At 51.0% G+C, this 14,646-nt stretch carries 15 protein-coding genes; 1 reads left to right on the plus strand and 14 read right to left on the minus strand.

The annotated features are described in order from the left end of the window. Positions 1-16 precede the first annotated feature (16 nt). From fabG to M1Q06_RS10315, 9 genes are all read right to left on the minus strand, one after another. Positions 17-763, minus strand: coding sequence for a 3-oxoacyl-[acyl-carrier-protein] reductase (fabG, locus tag M1Q06_RS10275; protein ID WP_434399519.1), 747 nt, complete (start codon positions 761-763; stop codon positions 17-19). Continuing rightward, positions 760-1,698 carry an ACP S-malonyltransferase gene (gene fabD / locus M1Q06_RS10280; protein WP_121297726.1) on the minus strand — a complete coding sequence of 313 codons (939 nt, stop codon included), beginning with the start codon at positions 1,696-1,698 and terminating at the stop codon, positions 760-762. Before fabD ends, fabG begins: the two co-directional genes overlap by 4 nt. Next, positions 1,695-2,687: a phosphate acyltransferase PlsX gene (gene plsX / locus M1Q06_RS10285; protein WP_404333891.1), complete on the minus strand. Its 993-nt coding sequence runs from the start codon at positions 2,685-2,687 to the stop codon at positions 1,695-1,697. Before plsX ends, fabD begins: the two co-directional genes overlap by 4 nt. Further along, positions 2,684-3,268, minus strand: a complete 585-nt coding sequence (fapR, locus tag M1Q06_RS10290) for a transcription factor FapR (RefSeq protein WP_434399520.1) — start codon at positions 3,266-3,268, stop codon at positions 2,684-2,686. The genes plsX and fapR overlap by 4 nt, the downstream gene beginning before the upstream one ends. An 89-nt stretch (positions 3,269-3,357) precedes the next feature. Beyond that, entirely contained in the window at positions 3,358-5,400 is a 2,043-nt protein-coding gene (recG, locus tag M1Q06_RS10295) for an ATP-dependent DNA helicase RecG (RefSeq protein WP_434399521.1), read from the minus strand. Beyond that, on the minus strand, positions 5,390-6,289 hold the full coding sequence (gene sdaAA / locus M1Q06_RS10300) for an L-serine ammonia-lyase, iron-sulfur-dependent, subunit alpha (RefSeq protein WP_058383555.1): 900 nt from the start codon (positions 6,287-6,289) through the stop codon (positions 5,390-5,392). The genes recG and sdaAA overlap by 11 nt, the downstream gene beginning before the upstream one ends. Positions 6,290-6,305: 16 nt before the next feature. Beyond that, positions 6,306-6,968, minus strand: coding sequence for an L-serine ammonia-lyase, iron-sulfur-dependent subunit beta (gene sdaAB, locus M1Q06_RS10305; protein ID WP_434399522.1), 663 nt, complete (start codon positions 6,966-6,968; stop codon positions 6,306-6,308). 225 nt (positions 6,969-7,193) lie between these two features. Then, a complete protein-coding gene (locus tag M1Q06_RS10310) occupies positions 7,194-8,846 on the minus strand; it encodes a DAK2 domain-containing protein (RefSeq protein ID WP_434399523.1) in 1,653 nt (550 codons plus the stop codon). Between the two features lie 18 nt (positions 8,847-8,864). Beyond that, a complete protein-coding gene (locus M1Q06_RS10315) occupies positions 8,865-9,227 on the minus strand; it encodes an Asp23/Gls24 family envelope stress response protein (protein ID WP_058383552.1) in 363 nt (120 codons plus the stop codon). A 220-nt stretch (positions 9,228-9,447) separates the two neighbouring features. Between M1Q06_RS10315 and rpmB the strand changes: the two genes are divergently transcribed. Beyond that, entirely contained in the window at positions 9,448-9,636 is a 189-nt protein-coding gene (gene rpmB / locus M1Q06_RS10320; RefSeq protein ID WP_058383551.1) for a 50S ribosomal protein L28, read from the plus strand. Positions 9,637-9,693: 57 nt separating this feature from the next. Here rpmB and M1Q06_RS10325 read toward each other — a convergent pair whose 3' ends face one another. Genes M1Q06_RS10325 through M1Q06_RS10345 form a run of 5 tightly spaced genes read right to left on the minus strand, consistent with a single transcriptional unit; the run spans position 9,694 to position 14,645 of the window. Further along, positions 9,694-10,332, minus strand: coding sequence for a thiamine diphosphokinase (locus tag M1Q06_RS10325; RefSeq protein WP_434399524.1), 639 nt, complete (start codon positions 10,330-10,332; stop codon positions 9,694-9,696). After that, positions 10,329-10,994, minus strand: a complete 666-nt coding sequence (gene rpe / locus M1Q06_RS10330; RefSeq protein WP_121297731.1) for a ribulose-phosphate 3-epimerase — start codon at positions 10,992-10,994, stop codon at positions 10,329-10,331. The genes M1Q06_RS10325 and rpe overlap by 4 nt, the downstream gene beginning before the upstream one ends. Then, a complete protein-coding gene (rsgA, locus tag M1Q06_RS10335; protein ID WP_434399525.1) occupies positions 10,987-11,883 on the minus strand; it encodes a ribosome small subunit-dependent GTPase A in 897 nt (298 codons plus the stop codon). The genes rpe and rsgA overlap by 8 nt, the downstream gene beginning before the upstream one ends. Positions 11,884-11,916: 33 nt before the next feature. Continuing rightward, entirely contained in the window at positions 11,917-13,893 is a 1,977-nt protein-coding gene (gene pknB, locus M1Q06_RS10340) for a Stk1 family PASTA domain-containing Ser/Thr kinase (RefSeq protein WP_434399526.1), read from the minus strand. A gap of 2 nt (positions 13,894-13,895) precedes the next feature. After that, positions 13,896-14,645 carry a Stp1/IreP family PP2C-type Ser/Thr phosphatase gene (locus tag M1Q06_RS10345; RefSeq protein ID WP_101190547.1) on the minus strand — a complete coding sequence of 250 codons (750 nt, stop codon included), beginning with the start codon at positions 14,643-14,645 and terminating at the stop codon, positions 13,896-13,898. Position 14,646: the final 1 nt, after the last annotated feature.

Consider the following 14,646-nt stretch of genomic DNA (forward strand, 5'->3'; position numbering starts at 1 on the left):
TATACATAATTGTGAACTACATGACCATGCCGCCGTCCAGATGCAAAGTCTGGCCGGTTACATAACTTGCTTCATCGGAAGCCAGGAACAATGCCGCATTCGCCACATCTTCCGGCGCGCCGAAACGGGCGAGCGGAATTTGGGCAAGCATGCTCGATTGTACATCATCGCCGAGCTTTTCTGTCATGTCGGTCGTGATGAATCCAGGGGCTACCGCATTTGCCGTAATCCCACGGCTTGCAAGTTCTCTCGCCGTCGTCTTCGTCAAACCGATGACGCCCGCTTTTGCCGCCACGTAATTCGCTTGTCCTGCATTGCCCATGACGCCCACGATCGACGCGATATTGACGATGCGCCCTGCGCGCTGTTTCATCATTTGGCGGGTTACTGCTTTGGTGCACAGGAAAACGCCTTTCAAGTTCGTATTGATAACGTCATCCCATTCGTCTTCTTTCATGCGCATCATCAAGTTGTCGCGTGTGATGCCGGCATTATTGACAAGGATGTCGATCGAGCCGAATTCCTTCATCGCCGCATCCGCCAGCGATTTCACTGCATCAGCATCCGCCACGTTTGCCTTGATGGCGATGGCTTTGCCGCCTGCTTGTTCGATCTCGGCTACGACGGCTTCCGCTTTGTCCTGGCTGCCGCTGTAGTTGACGACGATATTTGCGCCTTCTTCAGCAAAGCGGCGGGCAATGGCTGCCCCAATGCCGCGGGATGCCCCTGTAACGATGGCTGTTTTTCCAGTTAATTTGCTCATGTTGTCAACTCCTCTACCGCTTTTTCGAATGACGCCAGGTCATGGACCGGAATAACAGTGACTGAACGGTCGATTTTTTTCACCAAGCCGCTCAGCACTTTGCCAGGTCCGACTTCGACAAAAGTGGTGACGCCAAGTTCGATCATCTTCCGCACGGATTGCTCCCACAAAACAGGCGAGTACAATTGATGGATTAACATGTCCTGCAATTGTGTCGCGTTCGTTTCCGGTTCGGCCCTGAAATTTGTCACAACAGGAACTTTTGCATCGAGCAGGAATGAATCACTTAGCACTTTTGCCAAGTCATGTGACGCGGAACGCATCAATTCCGAGTGGAACGGGCCGCTGACGTCAAGCGGGATGGCACGTTTTGCGCCGCGCTCTTTTGCCAGTTCACACGCTTTTTCCACTCCCGCTTTCGTTCCGGAAATAACGATTTGCCCCGGGCAGTTCAAGTTGGCCAATTGGACGACTCCTGCGCTATTGGTCGCGTCATCCGTCACTTCTTCCAGCTTGTCTGCATCCATCCCCAGAATAGCGGCCATTGCGCCTTCACCTGCAGGCACTGCTTCATTCATGAATAATCCGCGCTTATGGACCACTTCCACCGCTTTCGGAAATTCCAGGACATTCGATGCGACAAGTGCACTGTATTCACCAAGGCTGTGCCCTGCTGTATAATCCGGTCGGATGCCTGCACGGATCAATCGTTCCGTGATCATCGAGCTGACAGTCAAAAGTGCCGGCTGCGCGTGATAAGTCAAGGTCAATTCTTCCTGCGGGCCTTCGAGCATCAATTTCGACAAACCCATCCCAAGCACTTGGTCTGCGCTGTCGTAAAACTGGCGGCTCTTGTCATCTTCCAGAAAGCTTTCGCCCATGCCCACTGCCTGTGAGCCTTGCCCTGGATAAATAAATGCGATTTGCTTTCTCATGACGATTGTTCCTCCTTCAAGGTGCTGTAAATCTTGCCGGCAACATCATGCTCGACCATCGTCCGCGCTTGGCGGATCGCGTTATAGAATGCAGTGCCGTTGGATGAACCATGCGCTTTGATGACTGGCGCCTTCAACCCGAATAATCCAGCACCGCCGTATTCGCTGTAATCCAGCATGCCTTTTAACGCGCTCAAATCATTTTTCACGAGCATCGCCGCTATTTTAGTTTTAGTTGAAGCCATAAAGACATCTTTGATCATCGCGAATACGTTCATCGCAGTCCCTTCGATCGTCTTCAAGACCATATTGCCGGTAAAGCCGTCTGTGACGACCACATCAGCAGCGCCGTTCAGCAAGTCGCGCGACTCCACGTTTCCGATGAAGTTGACGGGCGCTTCTTTAAGCAGCGGAAATGCCGCTTTCGTCAGTTCATTGCCTTTTTTCTCTTCTGTTCCGATATTCAGCAAGCCGACTGTCGGATTTTGGACGCCGCGTACTTTTTCGGCGTAAATGCTGCCCATGATGGCGTATTGCACAAGGTGCTCCGGCTTGGCATCGGCATTGGCGCCGAGGTCCAGCATGAGAAAGCCTTTTCCGTCCATCGTCGGCAAAGTCGGTGCAAGCGCCGGGCGGTCGACACCGTCGATGCGGCCGACGATAAACAAGCCAGCTGACATAAGGGCTCCTGTATTGCCAGCAGATACTGCCGCGTCCGCGGTTCCTTCTTTGACCGCTTCGGCCATACGGACCATCGATGCATCTTTTTTGCGTCGCACCGAACGGACCGGATCGTCTTCCGATTCGATCACTTCAGCGCAATGGATAATGGTCAAACGGTCATGCGGTTTTATGTATTCGTCAATTTTGTCCTGTTGCCCGTAAAGCAAAATCTCCACGTCGCTGAACGCTTCGAGTGCTTGTTTGACACCTTCGATAATTTCTTTCGGGGCGTTGTCCCCGCCCATTGCATCGATCGCTATTTTCACGAATTGTCACCTTCACTTTGTTCAGTCATGCGGTACATTTCAAATGTCCCGATAAAAACTACTGCCTGGTCAACCGTCGACACCACTTTGACAAATGCGCGGTGCTTTTGCGGCTGCCTGTCGGTCACTTGCGCTTTCGCGACGACCCGCTGCCCGGCTTTAACCGGCTTCAAAAATTGCAATTCCGATTTCACCGTCAACGCCAATTCCTCGTTCATCACCGCTACCGCCAAGGAATTCGCCTGTGCAAACAGATGATGCCCCCTGGCAATTCTATTGCGCTGGAAAACGTGTTCCGGCTTGACATCAAAAATCGAAATGGCTTTATTGTCCAATTCTATATCGATAATCTCGCCAATCACTTCGTCAATCGGCAAGGATTTCACTTCATCATCAATTGTCTTCTCGGCAACATGTTTAATGCGCTCCCGAAGTTCAGGAATCGAAAGCTCCATCCTGTCGAGACGGATGGTCTGGACACTCACCCCGAACTCGGCCGACAATTCTTCATCGGTCACGAACGGATTGTCTTTGATAGAGGATTTCAGCGCAGCCTGCCGCTCTTTTTTAGGTTTTCTCACTATGTCACCGCCCGCTATTAGCACTTGGTACTAATATGAGTATATAAACAACAAAAAAAGAATGCAAGGAAAATCGGTCTCCCTGCATCCTAATCAAGCCTTCCGCCTTCGAGAATGCCGGACTCTTCAAGCATCGCCCGCAGGCATTTCGTTTCATCCGAGACCCAAAATGACTCGCTCGCGATCAATGCTTCCGCGTCTTTTCTCGCCGCTTCCAGCGCACGGTAATCATGGACCAAATCCGCCATGCGGAATTCCGGGATGCCGCTTTGCTTGCGGCCGAAGAAATCGCCAGGGCCGCGCAGCTCCAAATCCTTTTCGGCAAGGATAAAGCCGTCGTTCGTTTCCGTCATCGAATTCATGCGCTCTTTGCCGATCTCCGTTTTCGGGTCCGCCAATAGCACACAATAGGACTGATCGCTGCCGCGGCCCACACGCCCACGCAATTGATGGAGCTGGGACAACCCAAAGCGTTCCGCGTCATAAATAAGCATGAAGGAAGCATTCGGGACGTTGACGCCGACTTCGACGACGGTCGTCGATACAAGCACTGCAATCTTTCCTTCCGCAAATTCGCGCATCGTTTGCTCTTTTTCGTCAGGATGCAGACGGCCGTGCATCAAGCCCACGGTATGGCGGCCTTCGAAATATACCGTCAATTGCTGGTACAGCTCGACCGCATTCTGATATTCCAAAGTTTCGGATTCTTCGATTAGCGGTGCGATGACATACGCCTGCCGCCCGGCGAGAAGTTCTTTTTCCATTCGGCCGACAATCTTGCCGAACATTTCTTTTTTCATCCAATAGGTTTCGATCTCTTTTCGCCCGGCCGGCATTTCATCGATGATCGAGACGTCCATTTCACCGAAAGCTGAAATCGCGAGCGTCCGTGGAATCGGCGTGGCGGTCATGAACAGGACATCCGGGTTCAAGGCTTTATCTTTCAGCACACGTCGTTGATCCACACCGAAACGATGCTGTTCATCGGTGATGACCAATCCTAGGCTTTTGAACAAAACTTCCGGCTGGATCAATGCATGGGTGCCGATCAAAATGTCGATTTCGCCATCCACTAGACGCTTCAATACTTCCTTGCGCCTCTTACCTTTAACGGATCCCGTCAATAAGGCGACGCTGACGCCGAAGGGCCGGAACCATTCCTCGAGCGTATTGGCATGCTGCTCAGCGAGGATTTCCGTCGGTGCCATGAGCGCCCCTTGTTTGCCTGCTGTGACGGCGGCATACAAAGCGATTGCGGCGACGACAGTCTTGCCGGAACCGACATCCCCCTGCAATAGGCGGTTCATCCGGAACGGTTCTTTCATGTCGCGGCAGATTTCATTGACGACGCGTTTCTGGGCACTGGTCAAATCGAACGGCAAGGCATCGATGAACGCTTTCAAGCGATTCAAATCATAATCGATGAACGAACCGCCCTCCGCTTCCCGGTTCTTCTTGCGCAGCGCCTGCATCTTCAATTGAAACAGCAATAGCTCTTCATACACAAAGCGCCGGCGCGCCTGCTTGAGCGAAGCCGCATCTTCCGGGAAATGGACGGTTTCGAGCGCTTCTTCAAACGGCAGCAGCTGGTATTCTTCGCGGATGGAAGCGGGCAGGCAATCCTGGAGGCCGCCTTTTGTGGCATCTAGCGCCTGCCGCATCAGTTTGCGGAACGTTTTCTGGTGCATAGAACCTTTCAGGCTGTAAACCGGTTCGAAATCCGCGCCATCTGTCCGCGGGCCGATCGAATGGCTGGAAACCGTGATCAATTGGCGGCCACGGTCCCATTTGCCAGTCAAAGTGACAATCGCGCCGATTTGAAGCTTGGCTTTCACGTAATGCTGGTTGAAGAATACCGCTTTGACGAGATGGCGACCGACGAGCACCGTCACAGTCGTCCGCGATTTATTTTTTCCTAAAAAAAGGACGGAAGGTTCATTTTCGACCCTTCCCTCCACCGTTACCCGTTCATTATGGGGCGTTTCAGCCAGATCTTTGAGCTGGAAATCCTCGTGGCGATACGGGAAGGTCATGATCAAGTCTTCAAGACTTTCGATTTTCATGTCCCGCAAGGTTTCAGCCGCTTGCTTCCCGACCCCCTTCAATGAAGAGACGGGTGCTTTATTGTCCACTGCCGACTACCGACCCGCCGAAGATTTTCGATTCTAGCCATTTGCCGGTCGGTGTTGCAGCCAATCCGCCTTTTGCCGTTTCGCGGAACGCGCTAGGCATTGCTTGCCCGATTTCGAACATCGCGCTGATGACTTCGTCGCACGGGATGCGGCTTGTGACACCAGCTAGCGCCATATCGGCTGCGACAACCGCATTGGATGCCCCCATTGCATTGCGCTTAACGCATGGCACTTCCACGAGCCCCGCCACAGGGTCGCAAACTAGACCAAGCATATTCTTCAAGGTAATGGCAAAAGCTTCAGAACTTTGCTGAGGCGTGCCCCCTGCCATTTCAATGATGGCAGCAGAAGCCATTGCCGCTGCAGAGCCGACTTCCGCCTGGCATCCACCAGCGGCTCCGGAAATCGAGGCATTATTGGCCACGACAAAACCGAAAGCACCAGACGTGAACAGATAACGGATCATCTGTTCACGTGTCGGGTTCAATTTATTCTTGACGGCAAACAAGGTGCCTGGGACAACCCCTGCAGATCCTGCGGTCGGCGTCGCGCAAATCGTGCCCATCGCCGCGTTCACTTCATTGGTCGCGACGGCTTTGCTGACGGCATCGAGCAGCAGATCGCCGGATAGGCTATTGCCTTGCTGCATGTATTTTTGCAGCAGCACCGCGTCGCCACCCGTCAAGCCGGAAACGGAATGAACGCCTTGCAAGCCTTTTTCGACCGCTTCTTCCATGACAGTCAAATTGCGCTCCATCTGCTGCATGATATCTTCCCGCGAACGGTCTGTGATGAGCATTTCCTGTTCGATCATGATCTCGGAAATGAGCTTACCTTCTTTTTCTGCCCGTTCTACGAGCTCCCTTACGTTTCGGAATAGAACATCCATTTCTCTTACCTCCTGTTTAGTCGGCGATGCGTGTGACTTGCGTAATATTCGGTAACTCGCGCAATTCGCCCATTACTTCTACATCTACCGTCTGATCGACTTCGATGACCATCAACGCCATGTCCCCGCGCTCTTTGCGGGATACTTCCATATGGCCGATGTTGATGTCGTATTTATATAAACAATTCGCTACGTTTGCGATACAGCCCGAGCGGTCGTCGTGGACGACGAGGATCGCCGGGTGGTTGCCGGATAACCTGAGCGGGAAACCGTTGAGTTCCGTAATTTCGATTTTGCCTCCACCGATGGAAATTCCCATCATCGACATTTCGGATTTTTCATCCCCGATGACGAGGCGCGCCGTATTCGGATGATCGACATTCCCCGTTTCTGGGATGAACTCATAGCTCATGCCGAGCTTTTCCGCTTCTTCAAAAGCGGTTTTGATGCGTTCATCGAATGTATCGTAATCCAGTAAGCCGCCGACAATCGCCACGTCGGTCGAATGCCCTTTATAGGTTTCTGCGAAAGATCCGTATAAATGGATCTTCGCCCATGCCGGCTGCCTGCCGAACAGGTCGCGCGCTACCCTGCCGATGCGTGCGGCACCTGCAGTATGCGAAGATGATGGACCGATCATTACCGGGCCGATTATATCAAAAACAGATTTGAACTTCATGCTCAAACCCCTCACTTTCCGTCTCGTATAATTTCATTTTACATGAAAAGCGCCGCGGAAACAAAAATAATAAAGCGCATACATTGTCTTAACCGTGGGCTTTTCCGGCTATTCGCCGAGGTTTTTACTGTTTTGCGCCATTCCGCACTTCGCACGGTGCTTTTCTATTGTGAAAAAATAAAAAAGCGGAAGCCCGGTGTCTTGTTCCCGGACCTCCGCCTAACATTATTCAACTGCGAGAATATATGGATAGAGCGGCTGCTTGCCGTTGTGGATTTCAACTTCGGCGTCGCCGTTCAATGATTCGATGAACGCGCCGAGCTTTTCGGCATCCGCTTCACTGACATCTTCTCCGAAGAGGATCGTGACGATCTCTGCATCCGCATCGACCAGCGTTTTGCATAGTTCTTCTGTGACTTTTTCAAGGCTTTCATCCGACACGACGATCTTGCCTTCTGAAATTCCCATGAAATCGTCTTTTTTGATGGAGACGCCGTCAATCGATGTATCGCGCACCGCAAAAGTGACCGACCCTGACTTGACGTGCTTGATTGCATCCCCCATCGCTTGTTGGTTGTCCGCAACAGCCGCTTCCGGATTGAAAGCGAGAAGTGCTGACATGCCTTGTGGGACATCTTTTGTCGGCACGACAGCCGCTTCGATATCGAGAAGCTCTGCCGCTTGTTCTGCTGCCATGATGATGTTTTTATTGTTCGGCAAAATCAGCACGCGCTCTGCGCCGATCGAACGGACCGCATTGACGATATCTTCCGTTGACGGGTTCATTGTCTGGCCGCCTTCGATGACGTAAGAAGCGCCGATTGAACGGAGCAATTCCGCTACGCCTTCGCCCATTGCGACCGTGACGATCGCATATGGATGCTTCGCTTCTTCAACTGCCGCAGTCTTTTTATGGCCTTCGCCGACAATGTCGGTATGCTGCTGGCGCATGTTCTCGATTTTCATGCTGATCAGGCTTCCGTATTCCTGGCCGTATGTAAGGACTTTCCCAGGCTCTTCGGAGTGGATATGGATTTTCGCGATTTCATCATCTGAAATGACCAGAAGTGAATCACCGTAAGCGCTCAAATCTGTACGGAACGCGGCTTCATTGAATGAGCGTTTGCCGTCTTCAAATTTGACCATGAATTCCGTGCAATAGCCGAATTCGATATCTTCGGTGTTCATGAAGCCGGCGATGTTCTTATGGTGCTCGGCACTGACTAGGTCATCCATTGAATTATCGACATGCTTCTCCGGCAATGCTTCGCCTTTCAATGATGCAAGAAATCCTTCGTAGACATAGACGAGGCCTTGCCCGCCGCTGTCGACAACTCCAACTTCCTTCAGCACCGGCAACAGGTCCGGTGTTCTCTCAAGCGATGCTTTTGCTTCTGTGACAATCGCTTCGAACAATACGATGATATCTTCTTCACTGTCTGCTAGGCTCATTCCTTTAGCCGCTGCATCTTTCGCGACCGTCAGAATCGTGCCTTCGACCGGTTTCATGACCGCTTTATAAGCTGTCTCGACCCCATGCTGAAAAGCTTCTGCCAATTTTTTCGCGGATAGTTCCGGCTCATCGGCGATAAATTTGCCGAATCCGCGAAACAATTGGGACAAAATGACTCCTGAGTTGCCGCGCGCGCCCATGAGCAAGCCTTTTGATAAAGCGCTTGCTGTTTTCCCGATATGTTCTTGTGTATGGGCTTCTGTTTCTTTTGCACCGGATGTCATCGATAAATTCATGTTCGTCCCAGTATCGCCGTCTGGCACTGGGAAGACGTTCAATGCATCTACATAATCCGCATTTTGGTATAGATGGTGCGAACCCATCTGCACCATTTCAGCGAATTTCACTCCGTTTAATGACTTCATAACCGAATTTTCCTCCTCTTACGGGTTCGTCACACGAACGCCCTGGACATAAATGTTTACCGCACTAACCGGCATGCCCAATGTTTTTGTAATTGTATATTTCACTTTGGATTGGACTTGATACGCCACTTCCGAAATTTTCGTTCCGTAGCTGATGATTACGTACATATCAATGACCAAATCGCCATCTTCTTGGCGCACAAGGACTCCTTTGGCAAAGTTCTCTTTGCGGAGAATGTCCGTGAGGCCGTCGCGGATCTGGTGTTTCGTTGCCATTCCTACGATGCCGTAGCATTCGATCGCAGCACCGCCGGCTATTTGGGCTATCACATCATTGGAAATATCGATTTGACCATATTCATTATTCAACTCAATCGACATTAAAATTCCTCCTCGAGTCCTATTTCACTCTTTTCATTCTACATGAAAGCCCTTTATAAGAAAAGCCAACGTTTTAGCCTGTAAAGGTTTTTTTCTTGAAAGGCTGTGAATTTCACTTGCGCCTGTCTTTTTTCTATGGTAAATTATTAAAGTATGTGAAACGAAAAACGAACTGAAATTCTATTATAATTTTCAGCTTCACTTGTGAGGAGGGACTTACATGCCAAAAGTATGTGCAGTATCTGGACGTAAAGCTCGTGCAGGAAACAGCCGTTCACACGCGTTGAACTCGACAAAACGTACATGGGGAGCAAACCTTCAAAAAGTTCGCATCCTTGTAGACGGCAAGCCGAAACGTGTATGGGTTTCCGCGAGAGCATTGAAATCAGGAAAAGTTGAGCGCGTCTAAACCGCTCATGAATAATGCCAGGTCTGACAATTGTCAGCCTGGCATTTTTTCGTGCGTTCAATCGGAACTTTCGATGACGATTAGATGACCGCCCGTGAATTCAACCGTTCCATCCTGTACTAATTCATTGCTGATAAAGCGCGTCGAACCGAACGGAATCCGCTCATCGTTCACCGGATACTTGAATCCTTCTATCGTAAAGCCGCTCACTTCTTCCGCGAATGGATAAAAGGAGACGTATTTGAAAGCTTGATCGGCTTCCATAGGATATGTTCCGGGCTCCATGAACCGGATGCGGTTCTGCTTGTTCACGATCATGAAATCGATATACGGATAGCTTCTTTGGTAGGCAAAGACGATGTGCAAGGCAGCCATATAATGGTCGAGCCTGCCGCCGGTCACACCGGTAACAATGACAGTGTCCGGATTGTAATGCATCGCTTTCTTCAAGGCAAGTTCCGTATCCGATTCATCTTTTTCCGCCGGCGACCGTTCAAGTAACGGAAATGCTGAGCGGATTTTTTCATACTCGCTGTCTGTCACCGAATCAAAATCCCCGACCGCTTCCACTGGTTCAATGCCGAGCCCAAGCAGCGTCATGACCCCTGCATCCACCCCGATATAGGATGCCCCTTCATATGAAGAAAGGTCCGGCAGTTCGTCTGCCGGACCTCCTGCTGTGATTACGATAATCACGAGATAACTCCTTGCCCCGCCTTTTTGATCGCCTGCAGAGCTTGCGTGCGGTCTTGTTTGCCGAAAATGGCTGACCCGGCCACGAACACATTCGCCCCTGCTTGCGCGCACGGAACAATCGTTTCTTCATTGATACCGCCATCGATTTGGATATCGACAGACAAGCCTTTATCTTTGATCAATTGCGACAATGCCGCAACTTTCGGGACGACTGAATGGATGAACTTCTGTCCGCCAAATCCAGGGTTAACGGTCATGAACAGCACCAAATCGATATCTTCCAAAACATGCTGGATCGTTTCGATCGGCGTGTGCGGGTTCAAGACGACACCCGGTTTGACGCCGAACGAACGGATCAATTGGATGGTGCGGTGAAGATGTGGGCACGCTTCGACATGGACGGTAATATAATCCGCTCCTGCTTTGGCGAAATCCTCGATGTAGCGGTCTGGGTTCTCGATCATCAAATGTACATCGAGCGGAAGCTGTGTCAACGGGCGCAGCGCGTCGACCACAATCGGCCCCATCGTGATATTCGGGACGAAATGGCCGTCCATGACATCGATATGGATCCAATCGGCTCCGGCTTTTTCGACTTCCTGTACTTCTTGTCCAAGTTTCGCAAAATCTGCTGCTAGAATAGACGGTGCAATTTTAATCATGTGAATACCTCGGCTTTCGATTCATTATTTCTTCCAAAAATTTCAAGTAGTGCTTATAGCGGTATTCAGGGATGTCCCCTGTCTCAACCGCTTTTTTGATAGCGCATTTCGGTTCATTCAAATGCAGGCATTCGCGGAATTTACAGCCGCCTGCGCGTTGTTCCATTTCCGGGAAGCATGCCGACAATTGTTCTTTCTCGAGCTGTTCAAAGTCGAACGAGCTGAATCCCGGCGTATCCGCCAGCAAGCCGCCATTCACTTCGATCAATTCCACATGGCGCGTTGTATGCTTGCCTCGGTTCAAGGCTTGCGAGATGTCATCGGTCTTCAACTTCAGCGACGGCAAAATCGTATTCAGCAAAGTTGATTTCCCGACGCCAGACTGCCCGGCAAGCACGCTTGTCTTGCCTTCGAGGACCGGCATCAGCCTTTCCTGTAATGTCGGGTCATCTATGAAAGATTCAATGACATCGTAACCGATTGTCCGGTAATCATCGGCATAACGGTCCAGTTCTTCGCGCTCCGCACCCGACAATAAATCGGTTTTCGTCAAGCAAATGACCGGCTGGATATCAAACGATTCAACCGCTACCAGGAAACGGTCCAATAACAGCGGATGGAAATCGGGCTGCTTGGCTGAAAACACTAGAATCGCCTGATCAATATTGGAGATGGGGGGGCGCACCAGTTCATTTTTGCGTTCATCAATATCCAGTATCGTCCCTTCGCGATCGTTATCCGCTTTGTACTCGACAAAATCCCCGACAAGCGGCGTGATTTGGCGGTTGCGGAAAACTCCACGGCCCCGGCACTGGGTGTAACGTTCACCGTCATCATCCAATACATAATAGAAGCCGCTCAACGCTTTTCTGATCTGACCTTTCGGCATAGCACCACTCCTTATCCATTCATTGTAGTTGTATTAATCTGCGTTCTCATAGTCCACTGTCTTTTCCAGGATGATCGTGGCATCCCTGACGATACGGTAGGAAGCGCTTGCGCCTTCGACAATCTGCATTTCAATCTGGTGTTCGGTCGTTTCCGTGATTGTGAATTCCTCAACCGGTTCGACCATGCTTTGGTTCTGGTCCTGAATATAGACGCGGATGGTCTGCTCGACCGGGTCTTCACCTTCTTCTGCAGGCTCTGCCGGCTCATAAGGGATTTCCACTGTTTCGACGTAGGTATTCACCGGAAGTTCCGCACTGCCAGAAGACAACACGACTTCAATCGTGCTTCCGACTTCAAGCATCTCTCCGCCCGCAACGTTTTGCGACAGCACCAACCCTGCTTCTACGGAATCGGATTCTTCTTCACGGACGATGCGGATATTGAATCCCGATGAACGGGCATACTCATTTAATTGTGCTTCTCCATAGCCGGTCAAATCTTCCACTTCGCGCATGTCCGGTCCTTTGCTGACGACGAATTCGACAGCGGTCTCGCTGATGGTGACCTCGGTTCCCGCTTCAGGACTTTGGCTCAAGATCGTGCCGGGCGCTTCATCGGAAAATTCCTCACGCACATCCGGCGAAGGAAAATTCGTTCCGTCTAGCATACGCTGTGCCTGTTCAAGCGAGTCACCGACATAATCACCAAACTCGGTTGTTTCTTTGCCCATGCTAATGAATAGGCTGATGCTTGACTCTGGATCGCGCATCTTTCCTTCTTCCGGTATGGTACGAATCACATGATTCTCTTCGACATCTTCAGAGAACTGTTCCGACTCTTCTGCGACAACAAAGCCAGCAGCGGTCAGCTCTTCGTGTGCCGCTTCTCTTTCCATCCCGGAAACATCCGGCACGGCCACTTGCCTAGGCTCAAACAATCCCGGGAACGCAAAGGCCGTGATTAACCCAATCAAGATCAAGGCGGCGAAAATCGCCAAGACAATCGGCGTTTTCTTTCGTTTTTTCTTCTCAGGCGGCTTGTTCTTCTCTTTTTTATCCTCTTTGACAGGAAGCGCCATCGTTTTGGTCGCATCGGCCTGTTCGTAAGTGCCCGTATCTTTGATTGCCGGCATGGCGCGTGTTTCCCCTTCGTCTACCGGCACGGCAAATTTCGGTTCGTTGATTCGTTCCGGAGTGAGCGCCGTCGAAAGGTCTTCTGCCATTTCATCCGCTGAGGCATAACGGTATTGCGGATTTTTGGCGGTCGCTTTCAATACGATATTTTCAAGGCTTTGCGGCAGGTCCGGTACGGTTTCTTTTAATGAAGGCGTTTCCGTTTGCAGATGCTTCAAGGCGATCGCGACAGCTGATTCACCTGAAAACGGCAGCTTTCCAGTCAACAATTCATACATGACGATGCCGAGCGAATAAATATCGGATTTCTTATTGGCGGTGCCGCCTCTCGCTTGTTCGGGAGACAAGTAATGAACAGTCCCGAGCACCGAATTGGTCTGTGTGTAGGAAGTGGCACTCAATGCCATGGCAATGCCGAAATCCGAGATTTTGACGTTGCCGTCTTCGTCCACCAGCACGTTCTGCGGCTTGATATCCCGGTGGACAATATGGTTGTGGTGGGCATGCGCAAGGGCAGATGCCAATTGCTTCATGATTTCCACGGCGCGTTCCGGTTCAACCGGGGAATGTTTGATGATGTATTCTTTCAACGTATCACCCGGCACATATTCCATGACGAGATATGGCAAGTCATTGTCTTCCCCGACATCGAAAATACTGACGATGTTCGGATGGCCAAGGCTTGTCGAAGACAGCGCTTCCCGTTTGAAGCGGCGGCGCAATTCCTCTTCATTGTTGAAGTCGTAGCGCAGCACTTTGATGGCGACATCGCGGTCAAGGATCATATCATGCGCCAAATAAACATTGGACATGCCTCCGCTGCCGATCGCTTCTAGCACCTTATAGCGGCCGTTGATTCGTTTTCCAACTAACATCGCTACACCTCCTCACCAAGCGCCGTCAACAATACAAATGAAATATTGTCTTCTCCGCCGAGGTCATTGGCCAGCGCAATTAAGGCTTTGCCTTTTTGTGACAATGAAGCTTTCGAGCGGACAATCGACGAAATGTCCCGCTCGTTCAATTTATTGCTTAAGCCATCAGTGCATATCAAGAAATAAGAAGTGCCAGCGAGAGAAAAATGGTGCATTTCCCGTTCGATGTCAGGTTCTGTGCCAAGTGAGCGCAGGATCCAGTTTTTCTTCGGATGATCTTCCGCCTGCTGTTGCGTAATTTCCCCGTTATCGACCAGCACGTTGACATAGGAATGGTCCCGTGTCACTTGCGCCATCGACGGGCCGATGACATACGCACGGCTGTCGCCGATATGGCACAGCACGCAATCATCCTCTTCGATCAATGCGGCGATCAGAGTCGTGCCCATCCCTTTGCATTCACTATGGGTGATGGAATGTTCATACACAAGCCGGTTGACTTGCAATACTTGGCCAGACAGCCAGGCCGTCTTTTCTTCTGTGTTCTCGAACCTTGCTCCGTCCGCTTCCATGAATCTTCTGCCGAGTTCATCGACTGTCATCCGGCTTGCAACGTCTCCTGCATTATGGCCGCCCATGCCGTCTGCGACAAGTGCGAGCAACAATCCGCCAGGGCGTTTGAGCACAGCGACGCGGTCTTCATTGACTTCCCTTTTTCTACCGGTATCGCTTTCAATTACATACTGAAACAAT

Origin of the sequence: Planococcus sp. 11815 (assembly GCF_051096385.1) — a bacterium.
GTDB classification, from domain to species: domain Bacteria; phylum Bacillota; class Bacilli; order Bacillales_A; family Planococcaceae; genus Planococcus; species Planococcus citreus.